20 protein-coding genes are annotated in these 18,432 nt (G+C 66.7%); 3 read left to right on the top strand and 17 right to left on the bottom strand.

Translation table 11 applies throughout. The features are described from left to right. The first annotated feature begins 1 nt into the window (after position 1). Positions 2-1,654: an Hsp70 family protein gene (locus tag CH271_RS12025; protein WP_094633714.1), complete on the top strand. Its 1,653-nt coding sequence runs from the start codon at positions 2-4 to the stop codon at positions 1,652-1,654. Here CH271_RS12025 and tsaD read toward each other — a convergent pair. The 8 genes from tsaD to glmS all read right to left on the bottom strand — a co-directional run bounded on the left by tsaD (position 1,639) and on the right by glmS (position 9,997). Next, positions 1,639-2,676: a tRNA (adenosine(37)-N6)-threonylcarbamoyltransferase complex transferase subunit TsaD gene (gene tsaD / locus CH271_RS12020; RefSeq protein WP_094633713.1), complete on the bottom strand. Its 1,038-nt coding sequence runs from the start codon at positions 2,674-2,676 to the stop codon at positions 1,639-1,641. The genes CH271_RS12025 and tsaD overlap by 16 nt on opposite strands. Continuing rightward, the gene (gene rimI, locus CH271_RS12015) at positions 2,673-3,164 is read right to left on the bottom strand and encodes a ribosomal protein S18-alanine N-acetyltransferase (RefSeq protein ID WP_037188257.1); all 492 of its coding nucleotides are present in this window, start codon (positions 3,162-3,164) and stop codon (positions 2,673-2,675) included. Before rimI ends, tsaD begins: the two co-directional genes overlap by 4 nt. Beyond that, positions 3,161-3,832 (bottom strand): tRNA (adenosine(37)-N6)-threonylcarbamoyltransferase complex dimerization subunit type 1 TsaB, encoded by a 672-nt coding sequence (gene tsaB / locus CH271_RS12010; RefSeq protein WP_094633712.1) that lies wholly within the window; start codon positions 3,830-3,832, stop codon positions 3,161-3,163. The genes rimI and tsaB overlap by 4 nt, the downstream gene beginning before the upstream one ends. 52 nt (positions 3,833-3,884) lie before the next feature. After that, on the bottom strand, positions 3,885-4,394 hold the full coding sequence (tsaE, locus tag CH271_RS12005; RefSeq protein ID WP_094633711.1) for a tRNA (adenosine(37)-N6)-threonylcarbamoyltransferase complex ATPase subunit type 1 TsaE: 510 nt from the start codon (positions 4,392-4,394) through the stop codon (positions 3,885-3,887). After that, positions 4,387-5,406: an alpha/beta fold hydrolase gene (locus tag CH271_RS12000; protein ID WP_094633710.1), complete on the bottom strand. Its 1,020-nt coding sequence runs from the start codon at positions 5,404-5,406 to the stop codon at positions 4,387-4,389. The genes tsaE and CH271_RS12000 overlap by 8 nt, the downstream gene beginning before the upstream one ends. A gap of 3 nt (positions 5,407-5,409) precedes the next feature. Next, positions 5,410-6,612: an alanine racemase gene (gene alr, locus CH271_RS11995; RefSeq protein WP_179274863.1), complete on the bottom strand. Its 1,203-nt coding sequence runs from the start codon at positions 6,610-6,612 to the stop codon at positions 5,410-5,412. 80 nt (positions 6,613-6,692) lie between these two features. Further along, positions 6,693-8,126 (bottom strand): NAD(P)H-hydrate dehydratase, encoded by a 1,434-nt coding sequence (locus tag CH271_RS11990; protein ID WP_094633708.1) that lies wholly within the window; start codon positions 8,124-8,126, stop codon positions 6,693-6,695. A gap of 8 nt (positions 8,127-8,134) precedes the next feature. Continuing rightward, positions 8,135-9,997 (bottom strand): glutamine--fructose-6-phosphate transaminase (isomerizing), encoded by a 1,863-nt coding sequence (gene glmS, locus CH271_RS11985; protein WP_037188267.1) that lies wholly within the window; start codon positions 9,995-9,997, stop codon positions 8,135-8,137. A 100-nt stretch (positions 9,998-10,097) separates the two neighbouring features. Between glmS and CH271_RS11980 the strand changes: the two genes are divergently transcribed. Continuing rightward, on the top strand, positions 10,098-10,958 hold the full coding sequence (locus CH271_RS11980) for a dienelactone hydrolase family protein (RefSeq protein WP_037188269.1): 861 nt from the start codon (positions 10,098-10,100) through the stop codon (positions 10,956-10,958). A 22-nt stretch (positions 10,959-10,980) separates the two neighbouring features. Here the strand turns inward: CH271_RS11980 and CH271_RS11975 are convergent, their stop codons facing one another. The 3 genes from CH271_RS11975 to CH271_RS11965 are packed head-to-tail and all read right to left on the bottom strand — an operon-like array spanning position 10,981 to position 13,363. Further along, positions 10,981-11,250 (bottom strand): hypothetical protein, encoded by a 270-nt coding sequence (locus CH271_RS11975; RefSeq protein WP_141216921.1) that lies wholly within the window; start codon positions 11,248-11,250, stop codon positions 10,981-10,983. Continuing rightward, positions 11,247-13,061, bottom strand: coding sequence for a hypothetical protein (locus CH271_RS11970; protein WP_094633706.1), 1,815 nt, complete (start codon positions 13,059-13,061; stop codon positions 11,247-11,249). The genes CH271_RS11975 and CH271_RS11970 overlap by 4 nt, the downstream gene beginning before the upstream one ends. After that, positions 13,058-13,363, bottom strand: coding sequence for a type VII secretion target (locus tag CH271_RS11965; RefSeq protein ID WP_094633705.1), 306 nt, complete (start codon positions 13,361-13,363; stop codon positions 13,058-13,060). Before CH271_RS11965 ends, CH271_RS11970 begins: the two co-directional genes overlap by 4 nt. 152 nt (positions 13,364-13,515) lie before the next feature. On the opposite strand from CH271_RS11965, the gene CH271_RS11960 reads away from it, so the two are divergent. Further along, complete coding sequence (locus CH271_RS11960) at positions 13,516-14,556, top strand: LLM class F420-dependent oxidoreductase (protein WP_094633704.1); 1,041 nt, start codon at positions 13,516-13,518, stop codon at positions 14,554-14,556. A gap of 4 nt (positions 14,557-14,560) precedes the next feature. On the opposite strand, the gene glmM is transcribed toward CH271_RS11960, so the two are convergent. The 6 genes from glmM to CH271_RS11930 form a co-directional block, all read right to left on the bottom strand. Further along, positions 14,561-15,916, bottom strand: a complete 1,356-nt coding sequence (gene glmM, locus CH271_RS11955) for a phosphoglucosamine mutase (RefSeq protein ID WP_094633703.1) — start codon at positions 15,914-15,916, stop codon at positions 14,561-14,563. A 107-nt stretch (positions 15,917-16,023) separates the two neighbouring features. Beyond that, positions 16,024-16,548, bottom strand: a complete 525-nt coding sequence (gene rpsI, locus CH271_RS11950; protein WP_032397516.1) for a 30S ribosomal protein S9 — start codon at positions 16,546-16,548, stop codon at positions 16,024-16,026. Beyond that, positions 16,545-16,988: a 50S ribosomal protein L13 gene (gene rplM / locus CH271_RS11945; RefSeq protein WP_037188282.1), complete on the bottom strand. Its 444-nt coding sequence runs from the start codon at positions 16,986-16,988 to the stop codon at positions 16,545-16,547. The genes rpsI and rplM overlap by 4 nt, the downstream gene beginning before the upstream one ends. A 199-nt stretch (positions 16,989-17,187) precedes the next feature. Then, on the bottom strand, positions 17,188-17,556 hold the full coding sequence (locus CH271_RS11940; RefSeq protein ID WP_052047436.1) for a TraR/DksA family transcriptional regulator: 369 nt from the start codon (positions 17,554-17,556) through the stop codon (positions 17,188-17,190). Between the two features lie 82 nt (positions 17,557-17,638). Beyond that, complete coding sequence (locus tag CH271_RS11935; RefSeq protein ID WP_068051312.1) at positions 17,639-17,920, bottom strand: WXG100 family type VII secretion target; 282 nt, start codon at positions 17,918-17,920, stop codon at positions 17,639-17,641. Positions 17,921-17,984: 64 nt separating this feature from the next. Further along, a complete protein-coding gene (locus CH271_RS11930; protein ID WP_179274862.1) occupies positions 17,985-18,350 on the bottom strand; it encodes a WXG100 family type VII secretion target in 366 nt (121 codons plus the stop codon). Positions 18,351-18,432: the final 82 nt, after the last annotated feature.

Below are 18,432 nucleotides of genomic sequence, written 5' to 3'. Positions count from 1 at the left end.
CATGCGGGTAGGAGTGGGCATATCCACCGGATCCGAGGTCGTGTGCGCAGCCCTCGTCACCGTCGACACCGACGGTAGTCGCACGGTGGAGTACCGCACCGTCTCGACCGATCGCCAAGCGAACACCGACATCGGTGATCTGGTCACCTCGGCCATCGAACTCATGGCCTCGCTCATCCCCGGCCACCGGGCCCCCGACGCGATCGCCGTCACCTACCGCACCGAGGAGCACGCTGCGGGTATTCGCGCAGCGCTGGCCCACACCACCCGCGATGTCCGACTGGTGCCCGAATCCGCAGCCGCGTCCGCGCACCTGGCCACCACCGGCCTGATCGATCGGTACGACACGATCGCGATGGTCGATCTCGGTGCCTCGGGCATGTCGGTCACCGTCACCGATCGGACCACCGACAAGGTGCTGGCGCACGGCCGATCGGACGCCGTCGGTGGCGACGCACTCGACGTGCTCGTCAAGAACCTCGTGCAGGACATGACCCGCGACAACCTTCGGGACGACATCCGCGACGACCGCGGAATCGGGTCTGCGCGGTACCGATCGATCAAGGAACAGCTCTCCCGCGAGGACGAGGTCCGCATCGAGCGGTACAGCGGAATCCCGCTGACGGTCACCCGTGACGCGTTCGATGCCGCCGTGAGCCCGATCTTCGACACCGCCGCGCAGTTCGTCCGCGGGGTGTTCGACGAGAGCACCCACGAACCCGAGACCATCGTGCTGATCGGCGGTGGGGCACACATTCCCCTGCTCGCCGCCACGCTCACCGACGTGTTCCACGCCCCGGTCGTTCGACTGTCCGAACCCGATGCCGTTCTCGCCGTCGGCGCTGCTGCCGTCGCCGCATCGGCCGTCGGCAGCGACTACCAACTCGTCTCGGCCACGCGCAACACCGCAAGCCGAATGAGCCGATACTCCGGCGCGATCGCGGCCGCCGTCGTCGCAGGTGGACTGGTACTGGCCTACGGTGTGCAGACGATGACGCCTGCCGACGATGCCGACGTCTCACCGGCCGGAAGTGCAGCCCGATCCGCCACCGCGTCGAACGATTCCGGTACACCGGTCACCGAGGGCTACTCCCCCGACGAGACCCCGCCCGCGGCCGGACTCACTTCTGGCGATCGATCCGACCCGACGGCAACGTCGGTCGACGCCACCGGATCGTCGACGCGGTTCACCACCACCGCTCCGCCGACCAGTACCCCGACGCTGCGGCCTGCACCCGACCTCCCGCGGATCGACTGGCCGGTCGACCCCACGTCGAATCCTGTGTCACCCGACGTCACCACAGCAATCCCGGTGGAACCGCCGACCTCGGTCACCACGACTCCGGTTCGGCCTTCCGAACCGATCGAGCCCTCGGACCCGAGCGATACGACCGAGATCGTCCCGAGTCCGACGCCCGAGGTCACACCCGAGTTCACTCCGGTACCGACCGAATCGATCACTGTGCCGACCACCGATGTGAGCGGTTCGCAGCCCACGCCGGAACTGACTGCACCACCGACGATATGGTCACCGCCGGTTGCAGCTCCCGAGGTGTCCGAATCCACGACGGACCCACTGTCGGCAGCCGAGCCGTCGGCTCCGCGTTCGTCCTCGACCACCGCGGCAACGCAGGACGCTCAGCCGGGCACCTGACTGGTCGCGACCGAGAGGCCGGGATCGGTCACGGCGGTCAACGCCGAGGGCTCGGCTCCGCCTGCCACGAGGTGAGCGCCCAGTGCGGCGATCATCACCCCGTTGTCGGTGCACAGTCGCGGCTTCGGGATTCTCAGCGTCAAACCCCGCTCTGCGCAACGACTTTCGATCAGCGAACGAATGCGAGAGTTGGCGGTGGCACCCCCACCCAGAACGATCGTGTCGACGTCGACATCGGTTGCCGCACGGACGGCCTTCATCGTCAGTACATCGGCGACGGATTCCTGGAAGGACGCGGCGATGTCCGCGACAGGAATCGGATCTCCGGCACGGTGCCTGGCCTCGACGAACCGAGCGACGGCCGTCTTGACCCCGGAGAACGAAAAATCGTAACGGGCATCGCGCGGGCCGGTCATTCCCCGGGGAAACGCGATCGCGGCCGGATCACCCTCGCGCGCAGCATCATCGAGGGCCGGGCCACCGGGATAGCCCAATCCGAGGAGCCGCGCAACCTTGTCGAAGGCCTCACCGGCTGCATCGTCGACCGTGGTCCCGAGCTCGGCGATCGGCCGGGACAGATCGTCGACGTGCAGCAGATGCGTGTGACCTCCGGAGACCAGCAGCGCCACGCACGACGGCATCGGGCCGTGCTCGAGCGTGTCGACCGCGACGTGGCCACCGAGATGGTTGACCGCGTAGAACGGCACGCCCCAGGCCGCGGCGTACGCCTTCGCAGCGGCAACCCCGACCAGCAACGCCCCGGCCAGCCCCGGTCCGATCGTCACCGCGACGGCGTCGGGACGCTCGATGTCAGCGGTCGCCAGAGCCCGCCGCATGGTCGGCACGATGGCTTCCAGATGCGCGCGCGACGCCACCTCGGGCACCACTCCGCCGTACCGCGCGTGTTCGTCGACGCTGGAGGCCACCTCGTCGGCCATCAGCTCGCACGTCCCCGCCCCGCTCCACCGGACGATCCCGACTCCTGTTTCGTCGCAAGAACTTTCGATACCCATGACGATCATCGGGCTGATCCTTCCGTCTTCTCGGACCGACGCATGGTGAAGGCGTCGGCCCCGCTGGGCTGGTAGTACCCGACCCTGGTGCCGACGATCTCGAACCCTTCGCGTCGGTACAACTCGATGGCGGGCTCGTTGTCGGTCCGTACCTCGAGGAAGACCGGCCCACCGTGCTCGTCGGCCACTCGGAGCAATTCGTCGAGCAGTCGCCCGCCGATTCCTCGGCGGTGATGCGACGGATCGACACCGATGGTGTGCACCTCGGACTCACCGACGACGAACGCGCCGCGACTGGGCTGGCCCAGCAGGGAGATGCCTGCGTAGCCGACGACCTCGCCGTTCTCTCGCGCCGTGACGTAATGATTGTGTGGCGCCGCCAGTTCCGCGATGAATGCATCCTCCGCCCACGGGTCGTCACCCGGGAACAGCACGGTCTCGAGATACGCGCACCGAGCAGCGTCCGCCGTCGTCATCGACTCGATCGACACCGTCACTTCGAAGCCTTCGCTGCGGCGAGCTCGTCGAGCGTCTTGGCGTCGGGACGACGCAGGTACAACGGGACGAGCGGGCCCGGGACGATCCCGCTGCCGATGTCGGCAGCGGCAACGGCGACCAATCCGGCCGGAGACGGTGCCTGCACATCACGAATCGGAAGCTCGAATGCCGCAGCATGCGGTGCCGATCCAGCGACCGCGTCGACTCCGACACGATCCAGTTCGGCCGGGGCGACAACGTCGGGCCCTGCAATCCGAACCCCGGCTTCGTAACGCGCCCAATAGATTTCGCGCCGGCGCGCGTCGGTCACCACCAACAGGGACCCGGGCTCGGAGACATCTGCGGCGATGGCGTCGAGACTGCAGACGCCGTGCACGGGAAGACCGAGCGCGTCACCGAATGCCGCAGCTGTCGCCATGCCCACCCGCAACCCGGTGTACGGGCCGGGACCGACGCCGACGACGACGGCCCCCAACTCGGCCGCGGTGATTCCGGCCTCGGCCAAGCACTCGAGAATGTTGGGCGTCAAGATTTCTGCATGAGATCGCGCGTCCACCCGAACCCGTGTGGCGAGGGTCGTGGCCACTGCACCGGCGCCGGGCTCGGTCAGGCTCACCACACCTGCGGTGACGGCGGGGGTCGAGGTGTCGACGGCAAGTACAAGCACGATGTTTCAGATTACCCGTCTTCAGGGGTACGACCGCGCACCCGGTACCCGGTCAGCCTCGTTCTCGGTGATCCGCTCTGCTGTCCACCCGACTCGCCGTCACGCGCCGAACATCGGAATCCGGATCACGCGTCAGACGCACCGACACATGGCCGTCCGTCAGCTTCTCTACCAATCCCTCGCCCCACTCGACCACAACGACGGCGTCGGCGAGGTCGGTATCGAGGTCGAGAGCATCGAGTTCGTCGACCGCCGACTGCCCCGTCATGCCGAGCCGATAGGCATCGACGTGGACCAGCGCAACCGGCGGTAGTCCACCGGGCCGTGACCCGGCCCGGTGCTCGCGGGCAATGACGAACGTCGGCGAGGTGACGCGGCCCTGGACACCGAGTCCGGCCGCAATCCCCTTGGTCATCGCTGTCTTTCCGGCCCCGAGCGGGCCGTCGAGAATCACCAGATCGCCGGCGACCAGAACGTCGGCGAGCCGTGCACCGAACTCGGCAGTGTCTGCGGCAGTGACCAATTCGACGTTCACCGGCAAGGTCAGCGGCTCGTCAGACAACGCCCCACCGTCGCTTCTTGCCTGCGGCCTCCGTCGCCCGTGCCACGAGCCGCTGAATCGCGCCGTTGACCTGTTCGGGAAATTCGAGTTGGACCAGGTGCCCACCCTGGCGCACACGTACCGTCTCCGAACGCGGCAGGGCCCGAGCCAGAGCCTCCGAGCTGGCGAACGGAATGATCCAGTCCTCGTCGCCACACACCACCGACACCGGGATGTTCTCGAATTCCAGCAGGGCCTCGGACTCGTCGTGCAATTCGAGAGTCTCGAGGAAGTTGACGATCGTGATGACGGAGGTGTCGTCGATCATCGACTGGGAGAATGCCACCAGCCGCGGGGAGACCCTGGTGCCGTAGGACGCCGCCCGCAGTATCGGTGAAATGAGCGCACGCACGGCACCGCGACCGAACTGGACGAAACCGGGCGAGGTCCGCACCGCGAGCCGGAACGCGTCGACCGCCGGATTCTGCAGACTACGACCCACCCCGGACTGCGCGAGACCGGCCGCAGTCGTCGAGATCAGAACTGCGCCGATGACCCGCTGGCGCAACACGTCCGATCGTTGCCGCGCCATGGACAGGATCGACATCCCGCCCATCGAGTGCCCGACCAGAACGATGCGGCCCTTGGGTACCACCGAGCGAATCACCGCGTCGAGATCGAGGCCGAGTTGACCGATGGTGCAGCTCTCCGGGCTCGGCACTCCCGAACGTCCGTGACCGCGCTGGTCGTAGAAGACCATGCGTACCGTCGAACCCCACTGCTGTTCGAGCGCGCGGCGCTGAAAATGCCACGACGACATGCGCAGGCAGTAGCCGTGCACGAAGATCACGGTGGTCTCGGCGTCACACGGACCCACTTCGCGGACCGCAAGCGGTACACCGTCGTCCGCGGTGACGATACTGCCGCGATCGGCATCCATCAGGTCGAGGTTCTCGGTGGCCAACGGATCCTTGTTGGACCGAAACGCCGTCTCCCGCACCACAATCGCAATACTCTCCAGCAATCCGAGCATGATCTAGACCGTCGCCTCCCCTACGCGAGCGCCGACGAACCGTCGTCGGACGCGTCCACGAACGCCGGTGACGACTTCGTAGCTGATCGTGTCGAGCGCATCCGCCCAATCCTGAGCGTGCGCCTCTCCCCTGTCCCCTGATCCGAACAGTAGCGCCTCGTCGCCGACCGCGACACCCGAGCGGTCACCACCGAGATCGACGACGAATTGGTCCATGCACACTCGCCCCACCGAGGGATAACGACGTCCTGCGATGGTCACCTCGAACCGCCCGCTGAGGCGGCGAACCACCCCGTCGGCGTATCCGAGAGCAACGAGTGCGACCACGGTGTCGGCAGGAGCTGTCCAGGTGTAGCCGTAGGACACAGATTCACCTTCGCTCACCTTCTTGATGTTCGCCACCTGCGCCGACAGCGTCATGACCGGGCGCAACCCGAACGTTCCCAGCTCGGGCACCGGCGACAAGCCGTACAGAGCAATACCCGGGCGGACCATGTCGAAACCGAGATCGGGTCTGGTCAGCGTGGCTGCAGAGTTGGACAGGTGCACGACGGCGGGAGGCGTTCCGCGCCGGGTCGCGCGCCGCACCGCGTCGCGGAGCCGCTCGGCCTGGGCGTCGTTGGCGGGGTGCCCCGGTTCGTCGGAGCAGGCCAGATGCGAGAACATTCCCGTCAACCGCACAGTTCCCTCCGCGACGGCGGCCGCCGTACCGTCCAGGACTGCATCGAGATCCGATTCCGGGACCCCGTTGCGATTGAGTCCGGTGTCGATCTTGAGCGAGAGATCAGCGGTGGAACCGACTCGGCGTGCCGCTTCGACCACAGCGTCGAGCTGGGCCGCCGTGGACACCCCGATCCCTACCTGCCCGGTGATCGCCGCAGCGAAATCGGAGTCCGTTCGGTGCAACCACGCCAACACCGGGACCGTCACACCCGCAGCGCGGAGTTCGAGGGCCTCACCGATGGTGGTGACGCCGAGCTCCTGTGCACCGGCTGCCACTGCGGCGTGTGCGACCTCGACGGCACCGTGGTTGTATCCGTCTGCCTTGAGGACCGCCATCACGGCGGCGTCCCCGGCGAACCGCTGCAACACGCGGACGTTGTGAGCCACTGCGTCGAGGTCCACGGACGCCACAGCACCCGAACCCGTCCGAGGATCGGTCCTCTCGTCGCCGCAGCCGATACTCACAACATTCGATAGTGCCATCCGAGCCGCCGATACGACGGATCAGGGTGCCACAACTCGTGACACACCCGGCATCGGACGTGGGCCACGCACGACCACGGTCAGACTGTGAGCGAGCGCACGGTCCGGATGGCGTCGGGGATGGACTCACACAGTGGACTCGCAGAAATGGGCGCTGCGAACTCTCCGTCCGATCCGTGAGCCGCACGGGCCGCGGCCAGTGCGTGAACCTTCGCGCCGCAGGCAGCCGCAGTGGACGGTGCCATTCCCGACGCGAGTAGCGCCCCGAGAATGCCCGACAGTACGTCGCCCGAACCGGCGGTCGATGCAGCCGATCCCCCGGCATCGCTGACGAACGTGGTGCCGTCCGCATCGGCGACGATCGTCGCTCGCCCCTTGAGGAGAACGGTGACGCCCCAACGCGCGGCGAGATCTCGAACCGATCCCACTCGGTCGGGTGCGGGGTCGGATCCGGTCAGGCGCGCGAACTCCCCGGCATGCGGGGTCAGCAGAGTCGGTGCGGTGCGTCCGGCGACCCAGCGTTCGTTGCGTGCGAGGATCGTGAGCGCATCCGCGTCGACGACGACCGGCAGATCCGTCTCCAGCACTCGACGCACGATCTCCGCCGAATCCTCGTCGGTGCCGAAACCGGGACCGACCACCCACGCCTGCACCTTCCCCGCCGCGTCGAGGTCCGGGGCGGCAACGACCTCAGGACAGTGCGAAACGACTTCTGCCCCTGCGCTTCCCACGTAGCGGACCATTCCGGAGGTGGCCGCGACCGCCGCACCGACACAGAGCAGTGCGGCACCGGGGAACGTGGCACTACCGGCCAGGACACCCACCACGCCCTGCGAGTACTTGTCGTCCGAGGCCGACGGGATCGGCCACACCCGTCCGACGTCGGACGGCTCGAACGACGCCATCGCAGGCGCCGGCAGATCCAGGCCGATGTCCACGAGTTCGATTCGGCCACACCGGGGTACGGCCAGCACGTGAACCGGCTTGCGGGCACCGAACGTCACCGTCACCTCGGCCGTCACCGCCGGTCCCGGTGCGGCACCGGTCTCCGCATCGACTCCACTGGGAACGTCCACGGCCACGATCGATGCGGTGATCCGCTCGACCACCGCAGCAGCATCGGGCCGCAGCGGGCCTTTGCCGGAAATCCCCACGATGGCGTCGACCACGATGTCTGCGGGTCCGCACCGTGCCACCACGCGCCCGCCCGACGATCGCAGGGCCGCGAGACCCTCGGCGTGCACCCGCGTCGGATCGAGCAGCAGAGCCGACACCGAAACACCGCGTCGACGCAGATACGCCCCCGCCCACAGACCGTCGCCGCCGTTGTCTCCCGTGCCTACCAGAATCGTCACGCGGCGTCCCGCGACGCCGCCCGTGCGCGCCGTGAGCTCGGCTGCCACCACAGCGGCCAAACCATAGGCGGCGCGACGCATGAGAACGCCGTTCGGCAGGGAATTCAGTAGCGGCGCTTCCGCATTCCGAATCTGCTCGGGTGTGTAGTAGCCGCGCATGCCGAGCGCTATTCGACGGTGACGGACTTGGCCAGGTTGCGTGGCTTGTCCACGTCGTAGCCGCGCGCCTGAGCCACCTCGGCGGCGAACACCTGCAGTGGGATCGTCGACAACAACGGCTGCAGCAGCGTCGACGCAGCCGGGATCTCGATCAAGTTGTCCGCGAAAGGCCGCACTGCCTCGTCGCCCTCTTCGGCGATGACGACCGTTCGCGCACCACGCGCCTGGATCTCGCGAATGTTGCTCAGCATCTTCGAGTGCAACACCGCCCGACCCTTGGGCGAGGGCATCACGATGATCACCGGCACACCGTCCTCGATGAGCGCGATCGGACCGTGCTTGAGCTCGCCGGCCGCGAAGCCCTCCGCGTGCATGTACGCCAGCTCCTTGAGCTTGAGCGCACCTTCGAGAGCAACCGGATAGCCGACGTGTCGGCCGAGGAACAGAATCGTCGTGGCCGTCGAGAGCTCTCGCGCGAGCGCCCGGACCGGCTCGACAGTCTCGAGCACCCGTTGCACCAACTCGGGCATCGCTTCGAGTTCGGCGAATTCACGGGCGACCTCGTCGGGATACTTGGTGCCGCGAGCCTGCGCCAACGCCAGCCCGACCAGATAGTTCGCGGTCACCTGGGCGAGAAAGGCCTTGGTCGACGCGACGCCGATCTCCGGACCTGCCCGCGTGTAGAGGACGGCGTCGGCCTCCCGGGGAATCTGCGAGCCGTTGGTGTTGCAGACCGCGAGAACACGCGCCTTCTGATCCTTGGCGTGCCGAACGGCTTCGAGGGTGTCCGCGGTCTCGCCGGACTGCGAGATGGCCACGACGAGGGTCGAACGATCGAGAACCGGGTCGCGATAACGGAATTCGCTGGCCAGTTCCACCTCGACCGGCAACCGGGTCCAGTGCTCGATCGCATATTTGGCAAGCAGGCCCGAGTGGTACGCGCTACCGCAGGCCACGACGAACACCTTGTCGACGTCGCGCAGTTCCTGATCGGACAGTCGCTGCTCGTCGAGCACGATTCGACCGTTGTCGAAGTGACCGAGCAACGTGTCCGCCACAGCGGCGGGCTGCTCCTGGATCTCCTTGAGCATGAAGTAGTCGTGGCCGCCCTTCTCGGCGGCTGCCAGATCCCAGTCGATTCGGAACGGACGCCCCTGCGCCTCGTTGCCCTCGAAATCGCTGATGTCGTAGCCGTCGGCGGTGATGACGACGACCTGATCCTGGCCGAGCTCGACGGCGTCGCGCGTGTGCTCGATGAAGGCAGCCACGTCCGACCCGAGGAACATTTCGCCCTCGCCGACACCGAGTACCAGGGGCGTGGAGCGACGAGCCGCGACGATCGTGTCCGCGTGATCGGAATGGGTGAACACCAGAGTGAACGCACCCTCGAGACGACGCAGAACAGCTTTGGCGCTGGCCACGAAGTCGCCCGCGGTCGGACCCTCGGCGTAGGCACGCGAGACGAGGTGCACTGCGACCTCGGTGTCGGTATCGGACAGGAACTCGATCCCGACCGCTTCCAGTTCGGCACGCAGCGGACCGAAGTTCTCGATGATGCCGTTGTGGACCACGGCGACCGTGCCGGACGCGTCCCGATGGGGATGGGCGTTGCGATCGGTGGGACGGCCGTGCGTCGCCCACCGGGTGTGGCCCATGCCGGTCGTGCCGACGAATGTATCGGTGCCGATGTCGTCCAATTCGGCTTCGAGATTCGCCAGTCGACCTGCCTTGCGCTCGACGGCTGTCGCTCCCGCACCGTCCAGAATTGCGATGCCAGCGGAGTCGTAGCCCCGATATTCCATACGCCGAAGCGCTTCGACCACCACACCCAGAGCTGGGCGGTGGCCGACGTAACCCACGATTCCGCACATGGACAATCAGGGTACTCGGCGGGGCGCGCACGACCCATTCGCTCGGGTTGCCGTGTCCGGTGTCCCCCTGACGCGCCGCAGTTCGGTAGCGTCATCTCTCGTGGCGAAACCGAAGAAGCTGGCATCTGCTCTCTCCAAGCGCGGCCCGCACAAGGTGCTCCGAGGCGACCTGGCCCTCGCCGGGCAACCCGGTGTCGTCTACACCCCCGCCGAGGGCTTCGGCCTGCCCGGCGTGGCCTTCGCACACGGCTGGATGCTGCGTCCCAGCCATTACACCGACACTCTGAAGCACTTGGCGTCCTGGGGCATCGTGGTTGCGGCACCGGACACCGAGCGCGGCCTCGTACCCTCGCACCGCGGACTCGCGACCGACCTGGGCACTGTGCTCGACATCATGACCGGCGTGCGTCTCGGCCCCGGCAACATCAGCGTGCATCCGGACAAACTCGCCACAGCAGGCCACGCGATGGGTGCCGGGACCGCTGTTCTCGCAGCCTCTCGGCGAGCGGACATCAAGGCCGTAGCCGCACTGTTCCCGGCACCGACGGCACCGTCGTCCGAGGAGGCAGCCGCCGGACTTGCCATCCCCGGGCTCGTCGTCGGCGACAACTCGAACGCCGATTCGCTCACCGACAACTCACTCGCTCTCGCCCAGTCCTGGCGTGGACCGTCCGTGCTCCGACGAATCGACGGCTCGACGGCAGACGGATTCGTCGAAGGCAGGCGGATCCTCGGCGCACTGGGCATCAACAAGCCCGACCGCAAGACCCAACAACGCACCCGTGCCGTACTCACCGCGTTTCTGCTGTTCCACCTGACAGGTGACTCCGACTACGAGGAGTTGGCCGGATCGGCAGGTGAGATCGACGGAACCAGAGCGGTCGATCCGCACGCGCCGCTCGACGCGCAGCCCAAGCCCAAGGCGTCCGCGTCGATCAAGGCCCTGCTCGGCCGGGGCTAGTCCCGTTTTTCACCGACCGGTGTCACACCAGCCAGGACCTCGGCCGTTCGTCGGGATCGGTCTCGACGTGCGGTGTGGGTGCTCGCCGGTCCAGGTGAGCCGGTTGCAGCACCGAATCCGACATCGACTCGACGTCGGAGTCCGCTCCGCTCGCCGTCGCTGAAATCCGTCCGCCTCGGTCCACTGCCGGGGCCTGTGCCCGACTCAACGCCTCGGCCGCCCGCGCCATCGCGATCCGGTGCTCATCGCGTATTCGATGCAACTCCCGACGCCACGCACTGTCGGTGCTCACAGCTCCCCTGCTTCACTCAGGCCTGCACCGCTACCCGTGTCGGCGGGTTGCGGATCGGTGACCGGTCGATCCGCAACCACCGGATGCTGCACAGCAGGCTGCTCGGTGTCGGGTGCCTCGGGTGAGCACTGCGCCTGTGCATCCGAAACGGATTCGGACGGCGGCACAGGTTCGGTCGCAGGCGCAGGTTCGACCGCAGGAACCGGCCCGGAGGCAGGCTCCGGTTCGGCAGGCGGCACGGGTTCGGTAGGCAGCACGGGTTCCTCTGCCGCCGCGGATTCGGCCGCGGGCACCGGTTCGGTCGGCAACGGTGCAGCCGAGGCCGGTACGTCCACCGCGTCGGCGATGCCGGGAACTTCGACGATCTCGGGTAGGCCGAACGGTCCGATTCCGAGCTCGAACGAGCGCGTTCCGAGTCCAGGAGTCTCGAGTTCGAGGGACGCCGTGCCGTCGTGTTCGAGCGCGATGCGGGCCCGATGCCCGTCGAGCTCGGCCTCGAGATGGCCGCGCTCGTCGGTGGCCGCGGTCCACGACTGCTCGGGCTGCGGCAACGGAGTCGGTTCGGGTCGCTGGTCGCCACTCCCGTCCGGAGAAGCCTCCTCGGGGTTGCCGTCACCTGCCCGACTGTCGACGGCAGTGTCACCGGAGCTTTCGAGATCTCCGCCGTCGGTCGTCTCGGTCAACGCGTTGTCGACTCGGTCGATGATCTCGGCGACCACTCGATCCACGAGCCCGTCGAGAGAATTCCCCAGCTCCTCACCCACACCACCGTCGGCGGTGAGAGATCCGGCCGGATCCACGCTGCCTGCTCCGACGAGTGCGTTTCCGCCGGGCAGTGTCGCCACCGGTCCGGTCGCTGCGGGCCCGACAGCCGCCGGTGCGACAGCCGCCGGTGCGGCTCCGAAAGCGGAAGGCGTGGAACCGATCCCGGCAGGATCCGGGTCTGCGCAAGAGCCGTCGGGCCCCGGCCACCTCGCTGCTGCACCGGGTTCCATTGCCCAACCGCGCTCGTCGAGTTCACCGAACGACGGCTCGTGGACGCTGCCCAGAACGTCCACCACCAACGCCAGACAGTTTCTGACGGCGATATCCGTAGCGGTGCACGCTGCCATGACTGCCTCGCACGTACCCTGCACCCGCGGAACGAACTCGGTGTCGATCCAGCGCCTGCAGCGTTCGGTCACCTCGGCGGCGAACTCGTCGGAGAGATCGACGCTGCTCGCCCCGTCGTTCAGATCCTCGAACGCAGACGCCAATCGTGGGAACACCGACTCTCGATCCACCGGCAGGCACTCGATTCCCGACGCGAGCAGAATCGCATCGATCCGGTCCATGTCTTTGCCGTCCACCAGGTCGATGTCGAGGCCGCCGACGAGCTCTGCCTTGTCGGTCACTGCGTCGCGGAGAACGTCGACGGCCGCACACATCGTCTGATGGGAATCTTCGATCGACGCGAGGAACTGGGACGCCTTCTCCTGTTCGGCCGAAAGATAGGTCTGCACTGCCTCCCCTGCGTCACCGTGCCAGCGCAACTGCAGAACTCGGCGAAGTTGAATCTGTTCCTCGAGTTGATCGGCGAGTACTGCGGACACCGCCCCGACGGCGTCGGCATCGTTACCGAGCGCACCCAGGTTCAGTCCGCGCTGCTCGTCGTACCTGGCGCACATGTCCTGATACTGCGGAACCTCGACGCCCGGGACACGGCCGGCCAGCGGCAGGAAACGCTCGAAGAACAGCAGTCCTTCTGCGTTCGCATCGAGAATCTCGTCGATCGACGCCCCGTCACCGGACGAGGCCGAAGGAAGTGTCACCGGGGTGTCTCGATCGCGTATGCGGTGGCGTCGTCCTGTTGCTCGTACTCGTTCATCGCGGTGGTGAGGGCACCGGCAATGTCCTCGACCGAGGATCTCCATGCCCCGACTGCACGCCCGAGCCCGAGGTGCGCCTGGGAATAGGCAGCGCCCAGGTCGCCGTAGTTCCGTCCGGCCCCGGCTGCGCCGAAGCCCGCGTCGGCGACCGAATCGCCGGCATCACCGAGCGCCTCCGCCGACGACGCCAACGCATCTGCCACCCCGCGAACTCGGTCCGCGTCCACCCGAACTTCGCCGCTCATACGTTCCCGTTCCCCCCTCGAAGTGCCCCTATCTCACTATGACGTGCGCCGACTCACATCGGTTCCCCAGGGAGCGGTAACGTCCCGATGTGAAATGTCCGTAACAGGTACCTGAAGTGGCTGCACCAGCTGCTCACCGAACGAGGAGTCCCATGCACATCGGAACGATGCTGAATTACAGCGGTGGTTTCAACGAGACCGTTGCCGAGGTCGCCGAGCTCGAGAAGGCAGGTCTCGACATCATTTTCGTGCCCGAGGCCTACTCGTTCGACGCCGTCAGCCAACTCGGATTCCTCGCAGCCAAGACGCGCACGATCAAGATCGCGTCCGGCATCTTCCAGATCTACACCAGGACACCGTCACTGACCGCCATGACCGCGGCCGGTCTCGACTACGTCTCCGAGGGTCGATTCGTACTCGGGCTCGGCGCATCGGGACCGCAGGTCGTCGAAGGTTTCCACGGCGTCAAGTACGACGCACCCATCGCCAGAACCCGCGAGGTCATCGAGATCTGCCGCCAGGTCTGGCGTCGTGAAAAGGTGCAGTATCAGGGCAAGCACTATCAGATCCCGCTGCCGGCCGACCAGGGAACGGGCCTGGGTAAGCCGCTCAAGTTGATCAATCACCCTGTGCGCGATCGCATTCCGGTCGTCATTGCCGCTCTGGGCCCCAAGAACGTAGAGCTGACCGCCGAGATCGCCGAGGGCTGGCAGCCCATCTTCTACTTCCCGGAGAAGGCCGCCGACGTCTGGGGCGACTCTCTCGCGGCAGGCAAGGCCAAGCGTGATCCGTCGCTCGGCGAACTCCAGGTGTTCGCAAGTCCCACGCTGGCGATCGGCGAGGATGCCGAGAAGTACCTCCCCTGGGTCAAGCCGCACCTGGCGCTGTACATCGGCGGCATGGGAGCCAAGGGCAAGAACTTCTACAACTCCCTGGCTCAGCGATACGGGTACGAGGCCGAGGCCGAGAAGATCCAGGACCTGTACCTGGCCGGAAAGAAGGAGGAGGCCGCTGCGGCGGTTCCCGACGAGCTCGCTCGCGCGGTCAACCTCATCGGCCCGGAGAGCTTCGTCAAGGAGCGGGTCGCAGCCTTCGCCGAAGCGGGTGTCACCACTCTCAACGTCGCGCCGCTCGCCGAGAACACCGCAGGCCGCGTCGCGCAGCTGACCGCACTGCGCGAACTGACCGCCTGAGACGTCAGACCGACGCGACCCGGCCCGCCAGTTCTTCGGCGAGTCGGGTCGCGACGTCGAGTTCCGACGCTTCGACCATCACTCGCACCAACTGTTCGGTACCGCTGGGGCGCAACAGAACTCGACCCGATTCCCCGAGTTCCCGCTCGGCCGACGCCACGGCGTCCGATACCGACGGCGCCGACGCCACCGCCGCTTTGTCCGACACACGGACATTGATCAGCACCTGCGGCAGCGTCCGCATGGCCGACGCCAGATCCGCGAGGGAACGCCCGGTCTGCGCCATCCGCTCCATCAGTCGCAGTGCAGTGGCGATCCCGTCTCCGGTTGTTCCGACTGCGGGCAGCACAACGTGTCCACTCTGTTCACCCCCGAGTGCGAAGCCGCCGCGGCGGAGCTCCTCGAGCACGTAGCGATCTCCGACGGCGGTGGTGCGCAACGTGATTCCGGCCTCGCGCATCGCAATGTGCAGACCGAGGTTGCTCATCACCGTGGCGACCAACGTATCGTCGGTCAGGTGGCCCGCGTCGTGCATCGCGATGGCCAGCACCGTCATGATCGCGTCGCCGTCCACCACCGAACCCGCCGCGTCGACGGCGAGACATCGGTCGGCGTCTCCGTCGTGCGCGATACCGAGGTCCGCACCGTGCTTCACGACGGCCTTCTGCAACCCCTCCAGGTGCGTCGACCCGCAACCGTCGTTGATGTTGATGCCGTCGGGTTCTGCATTGATCGCCACGACCGTCGCACCGGCACGTCGGTAGATCTCGGGCCCGACGACCGAGGCGGCACCGTGCGAACAATCCACCACGACGGTCACACCGTCGAGTCGATGTGACACCGATCCGGCGAGATGCTCGGTGTAGCGGACTGCCGCGTCCTGTGCGACGTCGATACGGCCGATCGCGGCACCGGTGGCGTCGTAGTGCTGTGCGTCGTTCCGGGAGCGCCCCTCGGAATCGAGGGCAGCTTCTATCCGGTCTTCGACGTCGTCGTCCAGCTTGTGCCCGCCTGCGGCGAAGATCTTGATTCCGTTGTCGGGCATCGCATTGTGCGATGCCGAGATCATCACACCGAGCTCCGCGTCGTATTCGGCGGTGAGGAAGGCGACTGCGGGTGTGGGCAGCACGCCGACATCGATCACGTCGACACCCGATGCGGTGAGTCCGGCGGACACGGCTGCGCTGAGCATCGCGCCACTGACACGCGGATCACGACCGACCACTGCCACACGCCTGACGCCGTCGACATTCGGTGCCAACACGGCGGCTGCGGCGCGCGCGATTCTCAACGCCAGCTCAGCGGTCAGAACCCCGCCCGCCAGTCCCCGAACTCCGTCGGTGCCGAACAATCGCGCCATGAACCAAGAACCCCTTCGAGCGGAGAGAATGTGGTGTGAAATGCCTCGAGGGCAGGCGTCCGATACTGCTGGATGCCTGCCCTCGAGGATGAAGCGGGTAAGACGCGTCAGCGCTTGGAGTACTGCGACGCCTTACGGGCCTTCTTCAGGCCGTACTTCTTGCGCTCGACTGCACGCGCGTCACGCGTGAGGTAGCCCGCGGCCTTGAGCGGCGGGCGATCGTCGGGTGCGAGTTCGATCAGCGCGCGCGAGATGGCCAGACGCAATGCGCCTGCCTGTCCCGACGGTCCGCCACCGTGCAGCAGCGCGACGATGTCGAAGGACTCCGCGCGGTCGACCAGAACAAGAGGAGCCTTGATCAGCTGCTGGTGCACCTTGTTCGGGAAGTAATCCTCGAGGGTGCGGCCGTTGAGCTTGAATCCGCCGGTGCCCGAGGACAACCGAACACGAGCGACGGCTTCCTTACGGCGTCCGACGGTCTGGATCGGGCGATCGAACACGATCGGGGCCGGAGCGGCTGCAGCTTCGATGTCCGAGACGACCTCGGGATCTTCGACTGCCACGAACTCGTCGGCGGCGATCTCTTCGATGTTCTCCTGCGACGTCACGTCATTTCCCTCCGGCGCCGTCACTGGGACACCTGCTTGATCTCGAACGGAACGGGCTGCTGAGCGGCATGCGGGTGATTCGGTCCCGCGTAGACCTTCAGCTTGCTCGCGATGGCACTACCGAGCTTGTTCTTGGGGATCATGCCGACGACGGCCTTCTCCACGAGACGATCGGGGTTGCTCTCGAGGACCTGACGGGTCGAGCGCGACTTCAGACCGCCCGGATGGCCGGAGTGGTGGTGGTGGAACTTGCCGTCGAGCTTGTTGCCGCTGATGGCAACCTTCTCGGCGTTGATGATGACGACGAAGTCGCCGCCATCGACGTTGGGTGCGTAGGTGGGCTTGTGCTTACCGCGGAGCAGAGTCGCGGCCTGGACGGCGAGGCGTCCGAGCACGACGTCCGTGGCGTCGATCACATGCCACGTCCGGGTGGTGTCCCCGGCCTTCGGGGCGTAAGTAGACACAGAAAATTCCTGTCTTCATGATGTCGCTGCTGGCCAAGACGAGTGGATGCCCTCGGCGGCCAGTTGAGACCCGAGGACAAGAGCTCGATACGCACAGGAGTGCGCGGCGAGCCCATACACGCCAACGGGGAACGATACCGGGAGCGGACGCCCAGGTCAAAACGCCTCCGCTCGTCGGGGCCTGAACTCGTCGACGTCGTCAGCGCAGGCGCACACACTGCATGCACCGACGGGCAGCGGGCAGCGCCTCGAGCCTGATCGCCGGGATCTCGCCGCCGCACCGCTCGCAGGTACCGTACGTCCCGGCCGAGAGCCGTGACACCGCCGCGTCGATCTCGCGTATCTCGGATTCGGTGTCGGTGATGAGCGCCGCGATCTTCGCTCGCTCGAATGCGATCGTCGACCCCTCGGGATCGTGCTCGTCGTCGTCGGTCGTGAACCGCGATCCTTCGATCACCGACGCCAGTTCTGCTCGCAGGGACACCAGTCGATGCTCGGCACGAGACCGTTCGGCCCCCAGTACCGCTGCGAAGTCCGTCACCGGACCAGTAGACACCCCGGCCGGCATCGTGAACAGGACGCAGGGCCCCAGACGCAGCGGATGCCCCGACCGATGTCTCGGTCGGGGCATCCGCTTTCGTGACGATGGGTCAGCGAGCCATCCGCGCCTTGTTGGCCATCTCGACGCCGTGCATCGTCTCGCCACCGGTGCGGGCGGCCGCGACGAGGCTCGACAGAATGAGGTTGAGCTCGTCGGATGCGGAGTTCCACTGACGCTGCAGCTCGTAGTAGGACGTCATCGCGTCGCCCTCCCACGACTGGTAGAGCCGCTTCGCGGTGCTGTCCACGTCCCCGAGAAGGTCCTTGGTCACGTTCGCCTGCTTGTTCATCGCCTCGGTCAGCGCCGCGATCTGCGCGAAGTCGTATTTCATGTCGGATCGGTCTCCTTGGTCGAGCATGGTCGTGTGGATGGTCGTGTGGTCACCGGATGCGGCGTCACGTGAACGAGGACAGTCCCGAGTTCAGGGATCCGGCCACCTGGTTCACGGCCGACACGTTGTCGTCGTCGGCGTCCGAGTAACCGTGGCCGTTGGTCTTGATGTCCGCGGAGATCTGCTCGAGCGCACTCCGCATCTTCTGCGCACTGGTGTCCCACTGGGCCATGACGTCCTGAAACGACTTGCCCGCCTTACCGACCCACGCCTCGGCGGTCTGCTCGACGATCGAGCGAACGGCCGAATTGGACGCGTCGATCGACACGCTCAGGCCTTCGATCGTCGCTCCGGCAGCGACGAGTTCCTGCGGTGTGACCGTGACGCCGTTCGACGAACCCGTAGCTTCCGGTCCCCCTGGATATCCCACTTCGACTCCTTGTCTTCGATACTCGATTCACGTGCACCCGCGGCGCACGTGCTGCTCGACCGAGAGGCCGCTGTCGGCCCGC

It is taken from the genome of Rhodococcus sp. 05-340-2 (assembly GCF_002258915.1).
GTDB lineage: Bacteria > Actinomycetota > Actinomycetes > Mycobacteriales > Mycobacteriaceae > Rhodococcoides.
This window is presented reverse-complemented; position numbering and strand designations above follow the sequence as displayed.

Excerpts from the sequence above, each read along its gene's own strand:
- CH271_RS12025 (WP_094633714.1), top strand. The coding sequence starts at position 2 with ATGCGGGTAGGAGTGGGCATATCCACCGGATCCGAGGTCGTGTGCGCA.
- tsaD (WP_094633713.1), bottom strand. The coding sequence starts at position 2,676 with ATGATCGTCATGGGTATCGAAAGTTCTTGCGACGAAACAGGAGTCGGG.
- CH271_RS12000 (WP_094633710.1), bottom strand. The coding sequence starts at position 5,406 with ATGCTCGGATTGCTGGAGAGTATTGCGATTGTGGTGCGGGAGACGGCG.
- alr (WP_179274863.1), bottom strand. The coding sequence starts at position 6,612 with ATGGCACTATCGAATGTTGTGAGTATCGGCTGCGGCGACGAGAGGACC.
- CH271_RS11990 (WP_094633708.1), bottom strand. The coding sequence starts at position 8,126 with ATGCGCGGCTACTACACACCCGAGCAGATTCGGAATGCGGAAGCGCCG.
- glmS (WP_037188267.1), bottom strand. The coding sequence starts at position 9,997 with ATGTGCGGAATCGTGGGTTACGTCGGCCACCGCCCAGCTCTGGGTGTG.
- CH271_RS11965 (WP_094633705.1), bottom strand. The coding sequence starts at position 13,363 with ATGAGCGGCGAAGTTCGGGTGGACGCGGACCGAGTTCGCGGGGTGGCA.
- CH271_RS11960 (WP_094633704.1), top strand. The coding sequence starts at position 13,516 with ATGCACATCGGAACGATGCTGAATTACAGCGGTGGTTTCAACGAGACC.
- glmM (WP_094633703.1), bottom strand. The coding sequence starts at position 15,916 with ATGGCGCGATTGTTCGGCACCGACGGAGTTCGGGGACTGGCGGGCGGG.
- CH271_RS11940 (WP_052047436.1), bottom strand. The coding sequence starts at position 17,556 with ATGCCGGCCGGGGTGTCTACTGGTCCGGTGACGGACTTCGCAGCGGTA.
- CH271_RS11935 (WP_068051312.1), bottom strand. The coding sequence starts at position 17,920 with ATGAAATACGACTTCGCGCAGATCGCGGCGCTGACCGAGGCGATGAAC.